The sequence below is a fragment of the Streptomyces sp. NPDC058000 genome (assembly GCF_042886435.1).
Classification (GTDB): Bacteria; Actinomycetota; Actinomycetes; order Streptomycetales; family Streptomycetaceae; genus Streptomyces.
In genome coordinates this window covers 9,928-27,903 of record NZ_JBHVQS010000087.1, presented here as the reverse complement: position 1 = coordinate 27,903, position 17,976 = coordinate 9,928, and the positions used below count along the sequence as shown (strand labels likewise).

Here is a 17,976-nt window from a genome sequence, read left to right as displayed (position 1 = left end):
CACCCCTTCAGGGGCGCGGGCACCTGCGCGTTTCAGCCACCGAAGTGGCCCCGGAGCGGGCATCGTCAGCCCCGGTAGATCGCCTCGATCTCCTCCGCGAAGTCCTTCGCGACCACGTTCCGCTTCAGCTTCAGCGACGGCGTCACGTGCCCCGACTCCTCGGTGAACTGGGTCGGCAGGATGCGGAACTTGCGGACCGACTCGGCCTTGGAGACCGCCGCGTTGCCGTCGTCGACCGCGCGCTGGACGGCGGCCAGCAGCTCGGGGTCCTCGGCGAGTTGGGTGGGCGTGACGTCGGCCGGGTGGCCGTGCTCCTCGGCCCAGCGGGGCAGGAACTCCTCGTCGAGGGTGATCAGCGCGCCGATGAACGGACGGGCGTCGCCGACCACCATGCACTCGGCGATCAGCGCGTGGGCGCGGATCCGGTCCTCGATGACGGCGGGGGCGACGTTCTTGCCGCCCGCGGTGACGAGTATCTCCTTCTTGCGGCCGGTGATGGCGAGGTAGCCGTCCTCGTCGAGGGTGCCGAGGTCGCCGGTGTGGAACCAGCCGTCGGACAGCGCCTCCGCGGTGGCCGTCGGGTTGTTCCAGTACTCGGTGAAGAGGTGCTCGCCGTGCAGCAGCACCTCGCCGTCGTCGGCGATCCGGACCACCGAGCCGGGCAGCGGCTGCCCGACCGTGCCGATCTTCTGGCGGTCCCAGGGGTTGAACGCGGTGGCCGCACAGGACTCGGTCAGGCCGTAGCCCTCCAGGACGGTGAAGCCGATGCCGCGGTAGAAGTGGCCCAGCCGCTCGCCGAGCGGGGCGCCGCCGGAGATGGCGTGGGTGGCCCGGCCGCCGAGCACCGTCCGCAGCTTGCCGTAGACCAGGCGGTCGAAGACCTTGTACTTCAGCTTCAGCCCGAGGGACGGGCCGCCGGGGGTGTCCAGCGCCCGGCTGTAGGCGATCGCGGTCTCCGCCGCCGTGTCGAAGATCTTGCCCTTGCCGTCGGCCTGCGCCTTGGCCCGCGCGGAGTTGTAGACCTTCTCGAAGACCCGGGGGACGCCCAGGATCATCGTCGGCCGGAACGAGGCCAGGTCGTCCGTGAGGTTCTTGATGTCGGGTGCGTGGCCCAGCTTGATGGGCGCCATGACCGAGGCGACCTGCACCAGCCGGCCGAAGACGTGCGCGACGGGCAGGAAGAGCAGGACGGACGAGTCACCGGTGCGGAAGAGCGGGCGAAGCCGCTCGACGACGTTGCCGCACTCGGCGAAGAAGCTGCGGTGGCTGAGCACGCAGCCCTTGGGGCGGCCGGTGGTGCCCGAGGTGTAGACGAGGGTGGCGGGGGAGTCCGCGTCGGCCAGCGCGCTGCGCTCGTCGACCTCCGCGTCGGTGATGTCGTCGCCGGCCGCCCGCAGCCGGGCGATGGCGTCCCGCTCGATCTGCCAGACGTTCGCCAGGTCCGGGAGCCGGTCGCGGACCGATTCCACCGTCGCCTCGTGGGCGGGGCTCTCCACCAGGATGGCCACCGCGCCGGAGTCGCCGAGGATCCACTGGATCTGCTCGGCGGAGCTGGTCTCGTATACGGGGACGGTGATCGCGCCCGCGCTCCAGACGGCGAAGTCCAGCAGCGTCCACTCGTAACGGGTGCGCGACATCAGGCCGACCCGGTCGCCGGGCTTGATGCCGGCGGCCATCAGGCCCTTGGCGGCTGCCCGGACCTCGGTGAGGAAGGTCGCGGCGGTGACGTCCTGCCAGCCGCCGTTCACCTTCCGTCCCAGGACCGCGACATCCGGGTACTGCGCGGCATTGCGGCGGATCAGGTCCGTCAGATTGCCGTCCGCGGGGACCTCGTACAGGGCCGGAAGGCTGAACTCGCGCAAGACTGCTGCTCCTCGAAAGCGCCGGCACCACGACGCTGTGTGCGCACCGACTGCGGTCCATGATCATGCGGGGGGAGATTGGACGGCCCGGACGTTACCCATCGGTATTGCTTTTGGGATAGGGGGTTACGGCCAGATGTTCGATGCGTCACATGCTGCGGACACGTCATGGGGACTGCACGCGCAGACTAAACCAGCCCAGAGGTGACCCGAAAGTAACCAAGGGTCCGCCCTCCGCTCCCGGCGCGGTCCTGATCCACCGGACAGGCCCTAGGGTGACGCCATGCGCGTGCATGTGGTCAGTGACGTCCATGGCAACAGTCGGGACCTGGCGGCGGCCGGGGACGGGGCCGACGCCCTGGTCTGCCTCGGCGACCTGGTCCTCTTCCTCGATTACGCGGACCATTCGCGCGGCATCTTCCCCGACCTCTTCGGGGTCGCCAACGCCGACGCCCTGGTCGAGCTGCGCACCGCCCGCCGCTTCAACGAGGCCCGCGAGCTGGGCCGCCGACTCTGGGCCGAACTGGACCGCAGCGGCGCCAGTCGGGAGGCGGTCATCGAGGCCGCGGTCCGCCGCCAGTACGCCGACCTCTTCCCCGCGTTCCCCACCCCCACGTACGCCACCTACGGCAACGTCGACATACCGCGGCTGTGGCCCGAGTACGCCGGCACCGGCACCACCGTCCTGGACGGGCAGCGGGTGGAGATCGGCGGCCGGACCTTCGGCTTCGTCGGCGGCGGCCTGACCACCCCGATGAAGACGCCGTACGAGATCAGCGACGAGGAGTACGCCGCCAAGGTCGAGGCGGTCGGCGAGGTGGACGTGCTGTGCAGCCACATCCCGCCGGACGTCCCCGACCTCTGCTACGACACCGTCGCCCGCCGCTTCGAACGGGGCAGCGCCGCCCTGCTGCACGCCATCCGCACCACCCGGCCGCGCTACGCCCTCTTCGGACACGTCCACCAGCCGCTCGCCCACCGGTTCCGGATCGGTGGCACGGAATGCGTCAATGTCGGGCACTTCAACGCAACAGGCAGGCCCTACGTGCTGGAGTGGTGAGGCCGGCGACCGTCGGGCGGCGAGGCCGTCGTGGCGGGCCCGCTGGTGTCGGTCCGGGTTCCCCCGCGCGGTAGCCTTCAGCAGCATAGACACCGCGTAATGGGGTCTCCCCCGCTCGAACGGAAGTGAGAGCTCGGGGAAGGGTCGGCGGACCGGCACGAATCGGCATGGAGGAGTCACGGCGATGGCCGAACACACCAGCTCGAACATCACGATCGAGGCGGCACCGGCCGAAGTGATGGGAGTGATCGCCGACTTCGGCCGCTATCCGGAGTGGACCGGAGAGGTCAAGGAAGCCGAGATCCTCGCCACCGACGACCGGGGCCGCGCGGAGAAGGTGCGCCTGGTGCTGGACGCCGGCGCCATCAAGGACGACCACACCCTCGCCTACACCTGGACCGGCGAGAACGAGGTCAGCTGGTCGCTGGTCAAGTCGCAGATGCTGCGCGTCCTGGACGGCTCCTACCGGCTCGCCGCGCTGGAAGGCGGCACCCGCACCGAGGTCACCTACCAGCTCACCGTCGACGTCAAGATCCCGATGCTCGGGATGATCAAGCGCAAGGCCGAGAAGGTCATCATCGACCGGGCGCTGGCCGGGCTGAAGAAGCGGGTCGAGAGCGACCCCGCGGCGTCCGGTGCCACGGCCGCCTCCGACGAGGCCGAGAAGCACTGAGCGTGCGCACCGTCCTCGTCACCGGCCCCGGCGGCGCGGGCCGCACCACGCTCGCCGCCGCGACCGCCCTGGCCGGTGCCCGGCAGGGCGCCCGGACCCTCCTGCTCACCACCCAGAGCAGCGCGCCGGAGGCGGTCCTCGGCGTCCGCCCCGGCGCCGCCGAGCCGTCCCCGATAGCCGCGGCCCCCGGCCTGTACGCCCACCGGATCGACCCCGCCGACCGGTTCCGCCAGGAGTTCCTCGCCTTCCAGGAGCGCGCCGGCGTCGCCCTCGACCTGCTCGGTGCGGCCCCCCTCGACGAGGACGAACTCACCGAACTCCCCGGCTCCGAGTCCTTCGCGCTGCTGCACGCGCTGCGCGCCGCGCACGCCTCGGACGCCTGGGAGCTGCTGGTCGTCGACATGCCGCCGGCCGCCGAAACGATCCGGCTGCTCGCCCTGCCCGCCCAGGTCCGCCGCTACCTCCGCCGCCTGCTGCCGGCCGAGCGCCAGGCGGCCCGCGCGCTGCGCCCGGTGCTCGCGCAACTCGCCGGCGTCCCCATGCCGGCCCAGAAGCTGTACGAGGCCGCCGAGCGCTGGGAGCGCGAACTCGCCGCCGTCCAGCGGGTGGTGGACGCGCCCGACACCTCCGTACGGCTGGTCACCGACGCCGGACCGATCGCCGCAGCCACCCTGCGCTCCGTCCGCGCCGGCCTCGCGCTGCACGGCCGCCGTACCGACGGCGTGCTGGTCAACCGGCTGCTGCCGACCGGCTCCGCCGACCCCTTCCTGGCCGGGCTCTCCGGCAACCAGCAGACCGCCCTCAAGGCACTGCGCGCGGAGTTCCCCGACGTCCCCGTCCACGAGGTGCCGCACCTGGGCCGCGACCCCCAGGGCATCGACGAGGTGGGCGCGCTGCTCGACGGCGCCACCGGCACCATGACCCCGCCGGAACCGACCGCGGCCCCCGCCGACCCCTGGACCGTCGAGGACCGGCTGGCGTCCGAGGGCCTCCTCGTCTGGCGGGTCCCGCTGCCCGGCGCCGAGCGGGACGGCCTCGGCCTGGTGCGCCGCGGCGACGAGATCGTGGTGACCGTCGGCCGCTTCCGGCGGATCCGGACGCTGCCCTCGGCGCTGCGCCGCTGCACCGTCTCCGGTGCCGCGCTGCGCGACGGCTCCTTGGAGATCCGGTTCACCCCGGATCCGGGGCTGTGGCCGCGGACCGCGCCGAGCGACTGAAGTGGGCACCCCCGTTCGGGTAACGTCGTAAGACGTCCAGCCGTGCAGGTGTCCGCCCGCGGTGCCGCCCGGCACCGCACGGCCCCGTCCGGTCCGTACCGCCCGCAGGAGTCCACGGAGTCCGCCATGAGTGATGCCACCGAGCGCCCCGCCGACCGCCCCGTCGAGCCCGATGCCGACGCCTGGGAGGCGGCCTGTGCCGAGGACCTCGCCGCGGAGCAGGCCCGCCGCCGGGCCGAGTACGGCCCCCAGCAGGGCAGCGCCGCCGAGGAACTGCGCCGGCTGGCCGACGCGGTGACCGACAAGCTCGCCGCCATCCAGCTGCCCGGCGCGCTGGGCGGGACGGCCGCCAGCAGTGCGGTGGGCCAGCTGCTGCGGCAGGCCAAGGCCGCCGTCGAGCCGGTCATCGAGCGCAACCCCGACGTCTTCGACCACCTCGCCGCGGCCGGCTCCGAACTCCTCGCCGCCTACCGCTCGGTGGTCGAGAGCAGCGAGCGCCGCTGGACCCGCGACGCCACCGCCGACGACCACCCCGGAGACGAGGCCGGCGACCCGCGTGACGACGGTCCCGCCGGCACCGAGCGGATCGACCTCGACTGACCCCTCCCACCGCTCGCCCGGCGAGGGAGTCACCCCACCTCCGCGGCCGTGAGCGGCGGGGGAGCTCCCCCTGCCTCCGGTACGGTGGGTCCCGGCGGGGTTCGAGCGAAAACTGAGGGACACATGGGACTCACCATCGGCGTCGACATCGGCGGCACGAAGATCGCGGCCGGCGTGGTCGACGAAGACGGTTCGATCCTTGAGACGTGCAAGGTTCCGACCCCGCGAGCCACCGATGCGCTGACCGAGGCCATCGCGGACGCCGTCCGTACGGTCGGTGCCGGCCATCATGTCGAGGCCGTCGGCATCGGCGCCGCCGGCTACGTGGACGAGAAGCGGGCCACGGTCCTCTTCGCCCCGAACATCGACTGGCGCCACGAGCCGCTCAAGGACAAGGTCGAGCAGCGCGTCGGCCTCCCCGTCGTCGTCGAGAACGACGCCAACGCCGCGGCCTGGGGCGAGTACCGCTTCGGCGCCGGGCAGGGCCACAGCGACGTCATCTGCATCACCCTCGGCACCGGCCTGGGCGGCGGCATCATCATCGGCAACAAGCTGCGCCGCGGCCGCTTCGGCGTCGCCGCCGAGTTCGGCCACATCCGGGTCGTCCCCGACGGCCTGCTGTGCGGCTGCGGCAGCCAGGGCTGCTGGGAGCAGTACGCCTCCGGCCGCGCCCTGCTGCGGTACGCCCGGCAGCGCGCCTTCGCCACCCCGGAGAGCGCCGCGGCGCTGCTGGCGCTCGGCGACGGCACCCCCGAGGGCATCCAGGGCAAGCACATCAGCGCGGCCGCCCGCCAGGGCGACCCGGTCGCCATCGACTCGTTCCGCGAACTGGCCCGTTGGGCCGGTGCCGGCCTCGCCGACCTGGCCTCGCTCTTCGACCCGTCCGCGTTCATCGTCGGCGGTGGGGTCTCGGACGAGGGCGAGCTGGTCCTCGACCCGATCCGCAAGTCGTTCCGACGCTGGCTGGTCGGCAGCCAGTGGCGCCCGCACGCCCAGGTGCTCGCCGCACAACTCGGTGGCGAGGCCGGACTGGTCGGCGCGGCCGACCTGGCGCGCCAGGGCTGACGCGGATGGCGGCCGAGCGCTCCGGACGGCCCGCGTCCGACACCGTGGTGCCCGCTGGTACCCGTACCGGTGCGGCGGCCCTCGCCGCCGGACTCCCGGCCTCCGCCACCGAGGCGGGCTCTGCTTCCGAGGTCTTGGAAACGAGCGGAGGCGGAGCGGAACGGAGCGGTTCCGCGGTCGTCCGGGTGCTCAGCTACAACATCCGCTCGATGCGCGACGATCAGGCGGCGCTGGCCCGGGTCATCCGGGCCTGCGCCCCCGATCTCGTCCTCGTCCAGGAGGCGCCGCGCTTCTTCCGCTGGCGCAAGGCCGCCGAGCGCCTCGCCCGGGCCAGCGGCCTGGTCTACGTCACCGGCGGTGCCACCACCGCGGGCCCGATGATCCTCGCTCACCTCCGCGCCCACGTGGAGCGGACCGAGGACGTCCTGCTGCCCCGCACCCCCGGACTGCACCAGCGCGGTCTGGCCACCGCCGTGGTCCGCTTCGCCGGGGCCCGGCTCGGCGTGGTCAGCGCTCACCTGAGCCTCGACCCGCGGGAGCGCTACGACCAGGCCGGGCTGCTCCTGGAACGGGTCGCCGGGCTGGGCGTGCCGCACGCGGTGGTCGGCGGTGACCTCAACGACCGGCCGGACGGGCGGAGCTTCCGGCGGGTCGCGGCGGTCCTCAGGGACGGCTGGGCGGCCGAGCCGTGGGGCGGCGAGTTCACCTCCACGCCGCACGCGCCGCGGCAGCGGATCGACGCGGTGTTCGCCACGGACGGCGTGGAGTTCCTCGGGTGCGGGGTGCCGCACGGGCTGCCGGGCGTCCGCGCGGCGGACCTGCGCGCGGCCTCGGACCATCTGCCGGTCCTGAGCGCACTACGGGTGCCGGCCGGCGGCTGACCCCCGGCCGGTCCGCGGTTCAGACCACCGCCCCGCCGCCCGGCATGTCCCCGTCGTCGTCCCGGTCGTTGGTCATGCGGGCGAAGAGGGTGCCCAGGCCGCCCAGGAAACCGCCGATGCCCAGCACCGCGATCCACCAGGTGACCGGCTGCTGGAGGACGACCGTGAGGACCAGCAGCAGCGGGCCGCCGAGGGCCGCGATCCAGGCGAACTTGGTCGTGGTGTCGGTGGCCGGCAGCGGCGGCGGCTCGGGCGGTGTGAAGTGGCCCTCGTCGGTCTCGTCGAAGTCGTCGTCGGAGGGCTCGTCAGGGGTCCAGTCGCGCGGTCCCACGCCGGGGGCGAAGACCACGAAGCTGCCGGGGCGCGACGGGGTGCCGTCGCCGGGCGCGCCGTCGGCGGGGCGGGGGGTGGGGGCGTCCGCGGCGTCGCCGTCCGCCCCCGCACTGTCCGCGCCCGCGCCGTCAGCCTTCGCACCATCCGGCCTCGCACTGTCCGGCCTCGCGCTGTCGGCCGCCGCTCCCTCCGGAGCCGGGGCCCGTTCCGGTCGGTGGTCCGTGGCCGGGAACTCCGGCCGCTCGCCGTAGCCCGCGACGATCTCGGCCCATGCGGCCTCTTCGTCGAGCGGGTCCCGGGGGTCGCGGGGGCTACGCTCCGCCACTGGCCGCCGTCCCCTCCTGGGCCGCGTCCGGACGGGCCTGGGGGGCGAGCCGGGTGATGAAGGAGTAGCTGTCCTGGAAGATCTGCTCGGCGTCGTGGTCGAGCGTGGCGACGTGGTAGCTGCGCTCCAGCAGCGCGTGCCGGACGTCGGTGGACGAGACCCGGCTGAGGATCCGCTCGGAGTCGGCGGGCGGGACGACGTGGTCCTGCGGACTGGTCAGCACCAGCAACGGCTGGGTGACGCGCGGGAGTTCGGCGTCGACCAGGTGGAAGAACTGCCGCAGCGAGTGCGCGGCGTGCAGCGGCACCCGGTCGTAACCGACCTCCACCGCACCGGGCTTGGCGATGTCGCTGGCGATCCCCTTGGTCGACCGGACGACGTGCCGCAGCACCGGCAGCAGTGGAGCCGCCGTGTCGTGGACCTTGTTGCCGGGGTTGACCACGGCCACCCCGCTGATCGTGTCGCCGTGCCGGGCGGCCAGCCGCAGCGCCAGCGCGCCGCCCATGGACAGCCCGCAGACGAAGACCTTGGTGCAGCGCTCGGCCAGCGCGCGCAGCTCCCGGTCGACCTCGGCGTACCAGTCCTGCCAGGTGGTGAGCTGCATGTCCTCCCAGCGGGTGCCGTGGCCGGGCAGCAGTGGCGCGGAGACGCTCAGGCCCCGGTCGGCTAGGTATTCGGCCCAGGGGCGGATGGACTGCGGGGAGCCGGTGAAGCCGTGGCAGACGAGGACGCCGACGTCTCCGCCGTCACGGCGGAACGGCTCGGCTCCGGGGAGGAGCGGCACCGGGGGACTCCGATCGGTGTGGGGGCTGGAGGGTTACCTCAGGGTACGCGGAGTGACCGCGGCGGGGTAGGGCCACGGCCGTCCGGAGCGCCAGGTCGGGGGACCGGCTCGGGGGCGCGGACGGCCGCGAACGGGACCCCCGCGCGGCCCCCGGCGGGCCCGCACGCGGTCTCGTGCCCCGCCGCGGACCCCGGGCGTGCCGCGCGGGGGTTAAGGTCAATGCGTCAGACACAGGAGGCAGTCGGTTGATCTACGGCGCAATGAAGTTTTCCATCGGCGGTCCGCTGAGGCTCGCGTTCCGGCCCTGGGTGGAAGGCATCGAGAACGTTCCCGCCACGGGTCCGGCGATCCTCGCGAGCAACCACCTGTCCTTCTCGGACTCCTTCTTCCTGCCCGCGGTGCTCGACCGCAAGGTCACCTTCATCGCGAAGGCCGAGTACTTCACCTCCCCGGGCGTGAAGGGCAAGTTGACCGCGGCGTTCTTCAAGGGCGTCGGGCAGCTCCCGGTCGACCGCTCGGGCGCCCGCGGCGCCGGCGAGGCGGCGATCAAGAGCGGCATCGAGGTGCTGGAGCGCGGCGAGCTCTTCGGCATCTACCCGGAGGGCACCCGGTCCCCGGACGGGCGGCTCTACCGCGGCAAGCCGGGCGGCCTGGCCCGGGTGGCGCTGGCCACCGGTGCGCCGGTCGTCCCGGTGGCGATGATCGACACCGAGAAGGTGCAGCCGCCCGGCAAGGTCCTGCCGAAGATGGTCCGGCCCGGCATCCGGATCGGCAAGCCGCTGGACTTCAGCCGCTACCAGGGCATGGAGGGCGACCGCTACATCCTGCGCTCGATCACCGACGAGGTGATGTACGAGATCATGAAGCTCTCCGGCCAGGAGTACGTCGACATCTACGCGACCGCGGCCAAGCGGCAGATCGCCGAGGCGGCCAAGGCCGCGGAGGCGCAGAAGAAGGCAGCAGAGGCGTAAGACGGCGAAGGCCGGCCGGGCCACCGCCGAACGGGACGGGACGGACGGACGAGCCGAGACCGGGGCGGCGGCCCCGGTGAGGGGTGGGGGCCGGCATGACGGATGCCGACATAGACGACGCACGGACCACGGGCAACGGGACCCAGGACGATCGGGGCGCGACGCCCGGCGGGCGCCGCACGGTGCTGCGGATGTCGGTCGAGCTGCCGCTGTGGCGGGCGCTCACCGGCTACCGCATCCTGACCCTGGTCTACGTGCTGTGCCTGTTCGCGGTCTCCTACCCGCACTACGCGCACCCGCTGGGCGCCGCCGCCTACATGGCCGTGCTCACCCTCTGGACCGCGCTGACCTGGCGCCGCACGACGTCCGCTGAGCGCTGCACCCGGCAGTACCTGGTCGGTGACCTCGGCGTCGCGGTCGGCGGCATCCTGCTCACGTCCGTGGTCGACTCCCACGCCCGCATCATGGACGGCGCCGCGACCCTGCCGTCCATCTGGACGGCGGGCGCCGTGTTGGGCTTCGCCATCAAGGGCGGCTGGCGGTGGGCCGCGGTGGCCTCCACCATCGTGGCGGTGATCAACCTCGTCGAGCGCCAGGAGCTGGCCCGGGACACCGTCCACAACGTGGTGCTGGTGTGGGTGGCCAGCGTCGCCATCGGCTACGTGGTCGAGGTGGCCCGGGCCAGTGAGCGCACCCTGGCCCGCGCCCTCCAGATCGACGCCGCCACCCGCGAACGGGAGCGGCTGGCCCGCGACATCCACGACAGCGTGCTCCAGGTGCTCGCCATGGTGCAGCGGCGCGGCACCGCGATCGGCGGCGAGGCGGCCGAGTTGGGCCGGATGGCGGGCGAGCAGGAGGTGGCGCTGCGCACCCTGGTCGCCGGCGGGCTGGTGCCCCGGCAGCGGGCGGTGGCGGACGCCGCGGCCGACGCCGGCCCCGGGGACTGCCCGGCGGTCCCAGGTCCGCCGCCGGCCGCCGGCTCCTGCGACCTGATGGCGCTGCTCGCCCCGCACGCCGGGGCCGGGGTGACGCTGTCCGGGCCGTGCGCCCCGGTCGAGCTGCTGGCCGCCGCCGCGGCGGAGCTGGCCGCCGCTGTCGGTGCGGCATTGGACAATGTCCGGGTGCACGTGGGGGCCGATGCCCGCGCGTGGATCCTGGTGGAGGACGAACCGGACGCGGTGATCGTGACGGTGCGCGACGAGGGCTCCGGCATTCCCGCAGGGCGGCTCGCCGCGGCCGAGCGCGAGGGCCGCCTCGGGGTGGCGCTGTCGATCCGCGGCCGGCTGCGGGAGTTGGGCGGCAGCGCCGAGTGGATCTCGGTCCCCGGCCAGGGCACGGAAGTGGAGCTGAAGGTTCCCAAGGGCATCGCACCCGAGGGCGGACGACGGGGGAGAGCGCGCGCGTGACGGACGGGACGGGCCTGCGGGTCATGGTGGTCGACGACCACCCGATGTGGCGGGACGCGGTCGCCCGCGATCTGGCGGAGGCCGGGTGCGACGTGGTGGCGACGGCCGGGGACGGGCTCCAGGCGGTGCGCCGGGCCCAGGCGACGGCGCCCGACGTGCTGGTGCTGGACCTCAATCTGCCGGGGCTGCCCGGCGTCCAGGTGTGCAAGGAACTGGTCGGCGGCAATCCGTCGTTGCGGGTGCTGGTGCTCTCCGCCAGTGGTGAGCACGCCGACGTCCTGGAGGCGGTGAAGTCCGGGGCCACCGGCTATCTGCTGAAGTCGGCCAGCACCGAGGAGTTGCTCGACGCGGTCCGTCGCACCGCCGCCGGCGACCCGGTGTTCACCCCGGGCCTGGCCGGTCTGGTGCTCGGCGAGTACCGCCGGCTGGCGGCGGAACCAGCCCCGGCGACCGCCGACGAGCCCGGCGCCCCCCGGTTGACGGAGCGGGAGACCGAGGTGCTGCGCCTGGTCGCCAAGGGACTCTCGTACAAGCAGATCGCCGAGCGGCTGGTCATCTCGCACCGCACGGTGCAGAACCACGTCCAGAACACCCTCGGCAAGCTCCAGTTGCACAACCGCGTCGAGCTGGTGCGGTACGCGATCGAGCGCGGCCTCGACGGCGTCTGAGCCGTTCGCCGTCCCCGCCGGGACCCCCTCCGTCCGCTCGTACGGGTGAAGACCTCGGGTCAACTCCCGTGCAATTGGCGGGGATCGGCGCGCACACCATCCCGGAGTGACCCAGGTCACCATTAGCGTGACCGGCGTTACGCTCACGGACGGCCGTACGCGGCCACGGACGGGATGAAGGTGAAGCGATGCGGGTCGGAGTACTGACCGGCGGCGGCGACTGCCCGGGTCTGAACGCGGTGATCAGGGGCATCGTCCGCAAGGGCACCCAGGAGCACGGATACGACTTCGTCGGTTTCCGGGACGGCTGGCGCGGACCGCTGGAGGGGCGCAGCGTACGGCTGGACATCCCCGCGGTGCGCGGCATCCTGCCCCGCGGCGGCACCATCCTCGGCTCGTCGCGGACCAACCCCTTCAAGGAGGAGGACGGGGTCCGCCGGATCAAGGAGACGCTCGCCAAGCACGAGATCGAGGCGCTGATCGCGATCGGCGGCGAGGACACCCTCGGCGTCGCCTCCCGGCTCTTCACGGAGCACGGCATCCCCTGCGTCGGCGTGCCCAAGACCATCGACAACGACCTGTCGGCCACGGACTACACCTTCGGTTTCGACACCGCGGTCGGGGTCGCCACCGAGGCCATCGACCGGCTGCACACCACCGCCGAGTCCCACATGCGGGTGCTGGTCGTCGAGGTGATGGGCCGGCACGCCGGCTGGATCGCGCTCCACTCCGGCCTGGCCGGCGGCGCCAACGTCATCCTCATCCCGGAGCAGCGCTTCGACGTCGGCGAGGTCTGCCGCTGGATCGAGTCCCGCTTCAAGGCCAGCTACGCGCCGATCGTGGTGGTCGCCGAGGGCGCCATGCCCAAGGACGGCGAGATGGTGCTGAAGGACGGCAGCACCGACTCGTTCGGGCACGTCCGGCTCTCCGGCGTGGGCGAGTGGCTGGCCAAGGAGATCGAGGCGCGCACCGGCAAGGAGGCCCGGACCACCGTCCTCGGTCACACCCAGCGCGGCGGCACCCCCAGCGCCTTCGACCGCTGGCTGGCCACCCGCTTCGGACTGCACGCCATCGATGCGGTGCGGGACGCCGACTACGGCACGATGGTCGCGCTGCGCGGCACCGACATCGTCCGGGTACCGCTCTCCGAGGCGACCGCCAAGCTGAAGACCGTCGATCCGGCGCTCTACGCCGAGGTCGGCGTCTTCTTCGGCTGAACCGGGCCGCCCGCTCTCCGGGCGGCACCGCCGTGCGATGGGTCGTATATTCGCCATGACGCGACATATCCGGCCCATCGCTGCTGCGCGGCGCCGCCGCGTGAGGACCGCCGGTGGGGGAGAACCGGGAGGGAACGTGGAGATCGTCGCCTTCGGCGTGCAGACGGACGAGCGGCCGATCCTGGAGAGGGCGTTCGGCGGCCGCCACCAGGTCCGCGCTCTGAACGTCTTCCTCAACCGCGACACCGCCCCCATCGCGCACGGCTACGAGGTCGTCTCCACCAGCGTCAACGACGATCTGACCGCCGAGGTGCTGCAGACCCTGGCCGCCGGCGGCACCAAGATGGTCGCCCAGCGCTCCACCGGCTTCAACAACATCGACCTGGAGGCCGCGGCCGATCTCGGCCTGACCATCGGCCGGGTCTCCGCGTACTCGCCGCACGCGGTCGCGGAGTTCGCCTGGCTGCTGGCGCTGGCGGTGAACCGGCGGCTGGTCCCGGCCGCCAACCGCACCCGGAACTTCGACTTCCGGCTGGACGGCCTGATGGGCCGGGACCTGCACGGCCGGACGGCCGGGGTGCTCGGCACCGGCAAGATCGGCACCGCGTTCACCCGGATCGCCCACGGCTTCGGGATGGAGCTGCTCGGCTGGGACCTCGTCGAGAACCCGGAGTGCGTGGCGCTGGGCATGCGCTACGTCCCCCGGGAGCGGCTGTTCGCCGAGGCGGACCTGGTCACCCTGCACGTCCCGCTGACCGACGACACCCGGCACCTGGTCGACGCCGCCGCGCTGGCCGCCATGAAGGACGACGCGATCCTGGTGAACTCCAGCCGCGGCGGGCTGATCGACACCGCGGCCCTGGTCGAGACGCTCAAGGCCGGCCGGCTCACCGGCGTCGGCCTGGACGTCTACGAGGAGGAGGCCGGGCTGTTCTTCTACGACAAGTCCCTGGACGTCATCGGCGACGACACCCTGGCCCGGCTGATGACCTTCGCGAACGTGCTGGTCACCTCGCACCAGGCGTACTTCACCCAGGAGGCGGTCGGCCAGATCGTCGAGACCACCGTGGTCAATGTGGAGGACCACCTGGCCGGCCGCACCAATGGGCACATGCTGGTCACACGAGGACAGCTGCCAGCAGCTGCGCGGTGACCGCCGCACCGTCCAGGGTCAGCACCGACTCGGGGTGGAACTGCACCCCGGCGAAGCCCGGGCCGCGCAGCGCATGCACCTCGCCGGTGGTCTCGTTCCGGCTCAACTCGACGCGGTGCATGGCGAGTTCGGCGGCAGTCCGGTCGTCGCAGCGGGCCGTGAAGGTGTTGTAGAAGCCCACCGTCTCGGTCCGGCCGAAGAAGTCGATCCGCTCCTGGGCGCCCTGGAACGGCACGTCCTTGCGGACGATCTCCAACCCCAGCTCCGCGGCGAGGAGTTCGTGGCCGAGGCAGACCCCCAGCAGGCCGTGGCGGTGGCCCGCCACCAGTTCCGCGGTGAGCCCGCGCAGGAAGCGCATCTTGGGGTCGGCGGGGTCGGACGGGTTGCCCGGCCCGGGGCCCAGCACCACCGGTCCCTGGTGCGCCAGGGCGGTCGCGCGCAGCCCCGGCTCGTCGTAGCGGCGGACCGTCACCGTCAGCCCGGAGGTGCGCAGCAGGTGCGCCAGCATCGCGGTGAAGGTGTCCTCGGCGTCGATGACCAGGGCGTGGCCGTGCAGCCCGGCGACCGGTGCGGTGGTCTGCATCCGCAGCCAGAACGGGGCCAGGTCGGCGCGGCGGGCGTCCAGTGCGGCCCGCACCCGCGGGTCGTCGGCCAGCCGCGGTGCCGGCCCGGTCGTGGCCCGCGCGGGCGCCGGCCGGACCCCCAGCGCGGTGAGCACCCCGGCCGCCTTGGCATGCGTCTCGGCGACCTCGCCGGCCGGGTCGGAGGCGCGCACCAGGGTGGCGCCGACCGGCACCCGCAGCCGCCCTCCCGCACTCTCGGCCTCGCCCGAGCGGGAGGTGCCCCCACCGTCGATGTCCGCGGTGCGGATCAGGATCGGCGAGTCGAGGGTCTGCGCCCCACTCGCGTCCCGGCCGATCAGCGCCAGCGCGCCCGCGTAGTAGCCGCGGCCGCGACCGTCCGGGCCGACCGGCTCGTGCCGTTCGATGACCCGGCAGGCGTTCTGCACCGGCGAGCCGGTGACCGTCGCCGCGAACATCGTCTCCTTGAGGACCTCCCGCACGTCCAGGGTGGAGCGGCCGCGCAGTTCGTACTCGGTGTGTGCGAGGTGCGCCATCTCCTTGAGCCGGGGCCCGACCACCACCCCGCCCTGGTCGCCGACGGTGCACATCATCTTCAGTTCCTCGTCCACCACCATCGACAGCTCCTCGACCTCCTTGCGGTCGCCGAGGAACGCCAGCAGGCTCTCCACGGTGGGCCCCTGGGCGGGGTAGCGGTAGGTCCCGCTGATGGGGTTCATCACGACGGTGCCGCCCACCCGTCGCCCTCCGCCACCCACAACCGAGAGCCCTTCGCGCTCGCAGCTCTCACCGGTCATCCGGACGTGCACCTCCGGGCTGGCGCCGACCAGCGTGCGCACCCCCGGCCGGTGCACCACGAACGTCCAGTACGCCCCGCGCTCACCGGCCAGCAGTCGCCGGAACAGCGCCAGCGCGTCGGCCGCCGAGAAGTCGGGGATCTCGCCCTCGAAGGTTCGGCGGATGACGAAGTTGGCGCCCTCGCCGGTGCCGATCTCCTCCCGGACCACCCGTTCGACGATCTCCGCGTAGGCCGCGTCGGCGACGTCGAAGGCTCCGCCCTCCACCCGGACGTCGTGCGCCGGGAGCGCCGCCAGCAGCGCGTCCAGCGGCAGCTCGTGGCATTCGGCGGGGCGCAGTACGGCCAACGGGGTGCCGTCGTCGTGCGCCCGGAAGCCGCGTTCGCGGATCTGCCGGAACGGGATCAGGGCCAGCGCGTCGGCCACCGGCGCGTCAGGCACCCCTTCGCCGAGCGGGATGTCGGCCAGCCGCTCGACCTCGGTCACCTCGCCGATCAGCACCTCGACGGCGCTGCCGTCCCGGCCGGGGGCGCGACGGCGGAGCAGGGCGAACGGCGGGCAGGCGGGGTCGAGCAGCCGCTGGACCAGCGCGGCGGCAGTGGGCCGGGTCTGGGGCTCGGGGTGCATGGCGGTTCCTTCCGGGAGTCTTCCGGTGTGGAGGGAACGGCCGCGGAAACACCGAAGGCCGCCCCTCGGGCGGCCTTCGCGGTCTGTGGATGCGTACGCGAATCAGTGGGCCGCCGGCTGGGCGGTCCACCACCAGTTCATGCTCATGATCGGTCGCGTGTGCATGTCGGGCACCCTACCGGACCCCGGCCGCGGGGGCGTCTCACAGTCCGGATGCCGGACGGACACCCCTCCGGGACCCCGTAATGTGGGGTGCGTGACCGTGAACGCTGAAACCCACGCCGGTGGCAACACCTGGCGAGACCTGCCCGCGGCGCAGCAGCCTGACTGGCCGGACCAAGAGGCTCTGCGCGATGTGATCGCGGAGCTCGAGTCCTATCCGCCGCTCGTCTTCGCGGGCGAGTGCGACCAGCTGCGCGAGCGCCTGGGCGCGGTCGCCCGAGGTGAGGCGTTCCTGCTTCAGGGCGGCGACTGCGCGGAGGCCTTCGACGCCGTCTCCGCCGAGCACATCCGCAACAAGCTCAAGACGCTCCTCCAGATGGGCGCCGTGCTGACGTACGCCGGGTCCGTCCCGGTGGTCAAGGTCGGCCGGATCGCCGGCCAGTACAGCAAGCCGCGCTCCAAGCCGACCGAGACCCGCGACGGCGTGACCCTGCCGACCTACCGCGGCGACTCCGTCAACGGCTTCGAGTTCACCGCCGAGGCCCGCTTCCCGGACCCGCAGCGGCTCAAGCGGATGTACAACGCCTCCGCGGCGACCCTCAACCTGGTGCGCGCCTTCACCACCGGCGGCTACGCCGACCTGCGCCAGGTGCACGCCTGGAACCAGGACTTCGTGAAGTCCTCGCCCTCCGGCCAGCGCTACGAGGCGCTGGCGCGCGAGATCGACCGGGCGATGAACTTCATGAACGCCTGCGGGGTGGACCCGGAGGAGTTCCGGACCGTGGAGTTCTACTCCTCGCACGAGGCGCTGATCCTGGACTACGAGTCGGCGCTGACCCGCGTGGACTCCCGCACCGGGAACCTCTACGACGTCTCGGGCCACATGGTCTGGATCGGTGAGCGCACCCGCCAACTGGACGGCGCGCACATCGAGTTCGCCTCCCGGATCCGCAATCCGATCGGGGTCAAGCTCGGCCCGACGACGACCCCGGAGGACGCGCTCACCCTCATCGACCGGCTCGACCCGAACCGGGAGCCGGGCCGGCTGACCTTCATCACCCGGATGGGCGCGGACAAGATCCGCGAGAAGCTGCCCGACCTGGTGGAGAAGGTCACCGCCTCCGGTGCCCAGGTCGTGTGGATCTGCGACCCGATGCACGGCAACACCTTCGAGGCGGCCTCGGGTCACAAGACCCGTCGCTTCGACGACGTGCTGGACGAGGTCAAGGGCTTCTTCGAGGTTCACAAGAGCCTCGGGACGCACCCGGGCGGCATCCACGTCGAGCTGACCGGTGACGACGTCACCGAGTGCGTGGGCGGTGGCGACGAGATCTTCGTCGACGATCTGCACCAGCGCTACGAGACGGCCTGCGACCCGCGGCTGAACCGCAGCCAGTCGCTGGACCTGGCCTTCCTGGTGGCGGAGATGTACCGCGACCAGTAACAGCAGTGCGAGACGAGTGGGGGGCGGGTCCAGTGTTACGCGCCCCCCAGCGTTTGCGTGCCTTTTTGCCCGCCCCCCGTCGCGGGGAATGTAAGGGTTTACACACAGATTATAACCCGGGTAGGGCGAGGCGCCCATAAAGAGGTGAAA

At 72.8% G+C, this 17,976-nt stretch carries 16 protein-coding genes; 12 read left to right on the top strand and 4 right to left on the bottom strand.

Annotated elements, in window-relative coordinates:
• Nucleotides 1–65: 65 nt before the first annotated feature.
• Nucleotides 66–1,862, bottom strand: a complete 1,797-nt coding sequence (locus ACFVT2_RS40510; protein ID WP_390026708.1) for an AMP-dependent synthetase/ligase — start codon at nt 1,860–1,862, stop codon at nt 66–68.
• Between the two features lie 283 nt (nt 1,863–2,145).
• Between ACFVT2_RS40510 and ACFVT2_RS40505 the strand changes: the two genes are divergently transcribed.
• The 6 genes from ACFVT2_RS40505 (at nt 2,146) to ACFVT2_RS40480 (ending at nt 7,358) form a co-directional block, all read left to right on the top strand.
• The gene (locus tag ACFVT2_RS40505; protein WP_390026706.1) at nt 2,146–2,922 is read left to right on the top strand and encodes a metallophosphoesterase; all 777 of its coding nucleotides are present in this window, start codon (nt 2,146–2,148) and stop codon (nt 2,920–2,922) included.
• 184 nt (nt 2,923–3,106) lie between these two features.
• Nucleotides 3,107–3,595, top strand: a complete 489-nt coding sequence (locus tag ACFVT2_RS40500; RefSeq protein WP_390026704.1) for an SRPBCC family protein — start codon at nt 3,107–3,109, stop codon at nt 3,593–3,595.
• Nucleotides 3,596–3,597: 2 nt separating this feature from the next.
• Nucleotides 3,598–4,812, top strand: coding sequence for an ArsA family ATPase (locus ACFVT2_RS40495; RefSeq protein ID WP_390026701.1), 1,215 nt, complete (start codon nt 3,598–3,600; stop codon nt 4,810–4,812).
• A gap of 126 nt (nt 4,813–4,938) precedes the next feature.
• Nucleotides 4,939–5,412 (top strand): DUF5304 domain-containing protein, encoded by a 474-nt coding sequence (locus ACFVT2_RS40490; RefSeq protein WP_390026698.1) that lies wholly within the window; start codon nt 4,939–4,941, stop codon nt 5,410–5,412.
• A gap of 123 nt (nt 5,413–5,535) precedes the next feature.
• The gene (locus ACFVT2_RS40485) at nt 5,536–6,477 is read left to right on the top strand and encodes an ROK family glucokinase (protein WP_390026697.1); all 942 of its coding nucleotides are present in this window, start codon (nt 5,536–5,538) and stop codon (nt 6,475–6,477) included.
• Nucleotides 6,478–6,482: 5 nt separating this feature from the next.
• Entirely contained in the window at nt 6,483–7,358 is an 876-nt protein-coding gene (locus ACFVT2_RS40480) for an endonuclease/exonuclease/phosphatase family protein (protein WP_390026695.1), read from the top strand.
• Nucleotides 7,359–7,377: 19 nt separating this feature from the next.
• On the opposite strand, the gene ACFVT2_RS40475 is transcribed toward ACFVT2_RS40480, so the two are convergent.
• A complete protein-coding gene (locus tag ACFVT2_RS40475; RefSeq protein ID WP_390026694.1) occupies nt 7,378–8,016 on the bottom strand; it encodes a hypothetical protein in 639 nt (212 codons plus the stop codon).
• Entirely contained in the window at nt 8,003–8,800 is a 798-nt protein-coding gene (locus ACFVT2_RS40470; protein WP_390026692.1) for an alpha/beta hydrolase, read from the bottom strand. The genes ACFVT2_RS40475 and ACFVT2_RS40470 overlap by 14 nt, the downstream gene beginning before the upstream one ends.
• A 260-nt stretch (nt 8,801–9,060) precedes the next feature.
• On the opposite strand from ACFVT2_RS40470, the gene ACFVT2_RS40465 reads away from it, so the two are divergent.
• The 5 genes from ACFVT2_RS40465 to ACFVT2_RS40445 all read left to right on the top strand — a co-directional run bounded on the left by ACFVT2_RS40465 (nt 9,061) and on the right by ACFVT2_RS40445 (nt 14,215).
• Entirely contained in the window at nt 9,061–9,771 is a 711-nt protein-coding gene (locus ACFVT2_RS40465; RefSeq protein WP_390026690.1) for a lysophospholipid acyltransferase family protein, read from the top strand.
• 95 nt (nt 9,772–9,866) lie between these two features.
• The gene (macS, locus tag ACFVT2_RS40460) at nt 9,867–11,177 is read left to right on the top strand and encodes a MacS family sensor histidine kinase (protein ID WP_390026688.1); all 1,311 of its coding nucleotides are present in this window, start codon (nt 9,867–9,869) and stop codon (nt 11,175–11,177) included.
• Between the two features lie 23 nt (nt 11,178–11,200).
• Nucleotides 11,201–11,845 carry a response regulator gene (locus ACFVT2_RS40455; protein ID WP_390026715.1) on the top strand — a complete coding sequence of 215 codons (645 nt, stop codon included), beginning with the start codon at nt 11,201–11,203 and terminating at the stop codon, nt 11,843–11,845.
• A gap of 188 nt (nt 11,846–12,033) precedes the next feature.
• The gene (locus ACFVT2_RS40450; RefSeq protein WP_390026685.1) at nt 12,034–13,062 is read left to right on the top strand and encodes a 6-phosphofructokinase; all 1,029 of its coding nucleotides are present in this window, start codon (nt 12,034–12,036) and stop codon (nt 13,060–13,062) included.
• A 136-nt stretch (nt 13,063–13,198) separates the two neighbouring features.
• On the top strand, nt 13,199–14,215 hold the full coding sequence (locus tag ACFVT2_RS40445; protein WP_390026683.1) for a 2-hydroxyacid dehydrogenase: 1,017 nt from the start codon (nt 13,199–13,201) through the stop codon (nt 14,213–14,215).
• On the opposite strand, the gene ACFVT2_RS40440 is transcribed toward ACFVT2_RS40445, so the two are convergent.
• Nucleotides 14,181–16,220, bottom strand: a complete 2,040-nt coding sequence (locus ACFVT2_RS40440; RefSeq protein ID WP_390026681.1) for an anthranilate synthase family protein — start codon at nt 16,218–16,220, stop codon at nt 14,181–14,183. The two genes, ACFVT2_RS40445 and ACFVT2_RS40440, sit on opposite strands and share 35 nt — an antisense overlap.
• A gap of 256 nt (nt 16,221–16,476) precedes the next feature.
• Here ACFVT2_RS40440 and ACFVT2_RS40435 point away from each other — a divergent pair, with 256 nt between their 5' ends.
• The gene (locus ACFVT2_RS40435; RefSeq protein WP_390026679.1) at nt 16,477–17,826 is read left to right on the top strand and encodes a class II 3-deoxy-7-phosphoheptulonate synthase; all 1,350 of its coding nucleotides are present in this window, start codon (nt 16,477–16,479) and stop codon (nt 17,824–17,826) included.
• Nucleotides 17,827–17,976: the final 150 nt, after the last annotated feature.